This window comes from Actinomyces sp. S6-Spd3, assembly GCF_000758755.1.
GTDB lineage: Bacteria > Actinomycetota > Actinomycetes > Actinomycetales > Actinomycetaceae > Pauljensenia.
Map to the genome: position 1 here is coordinate 1 of NZ_JRMV01000058.1, position 619 is coordinate 619.

A 619-nucleotide genomic window follows, 5' to 3' on the forward strand; every position below is an offset into this window, starting at 1 on the left:
CCTGTATTGGAGTTGATGAGCAAGATTGTCCCACTAGGCCGGCAACGGGATTACCGGATCGCAATTATCTTGTACCTGCTGTTCAGGAGGCCATTTGTCACCGTAGACACAGTGGCAAAAGGTCTCCAATCTGGAAATGATGCCGCCATATCTGCGCTTGAAGCGTCACTTCAAACGACAGTGGATGGGTTACCCCTAATCACCGAGCACAATGGTTCGTGGATTCTTGGTGAAAATGCGAGAGCCATTCTTAAGCAGACGCCTACTTCCGTTACAAGACTCGCGTCATATCTCTCGACTGACCCCGCAGAGATGGAGAACGCTGCTCTCCTTTGGCTTGATGAGATGGGAAGCATCGCAACCAGTGATCTGATGGCACTCACAGGCGTTTCGCGAGGAACGGCAAAGAATCGCTTAGACGACATGGCATCACGAGAAATCATTCGTACAGTTGGAGCTGGAAGGTCGACGCATTATCGCCCTAAAGACTTGAAGAAATCTGTCAAGAAATCAGCAACTACCAATAAATTGTTAGATTAGAGGGGTGCTAATCTAACAATTTTTCCCGAAAGCCGGATTCCTTGACGGTTTCGCGCGCTCTGAAGTAGCAAATCAGCGT

General features: G+C 48.9%; 1 protein-coding gene. It reads left to right on the plus strand.

The window, feature by feature from the left end:
- Nucleotides 1–540 (plus strand): DUF5635 domain-containing protein (locus HMPREF1627_RS00400; RefSeq protein ID WP_034499982.1); only part of this gene is annotated, 540 nt, incomplete at its 5' end.
- Nucleotides 541–619: the final 79 nt, after the last annotated feature.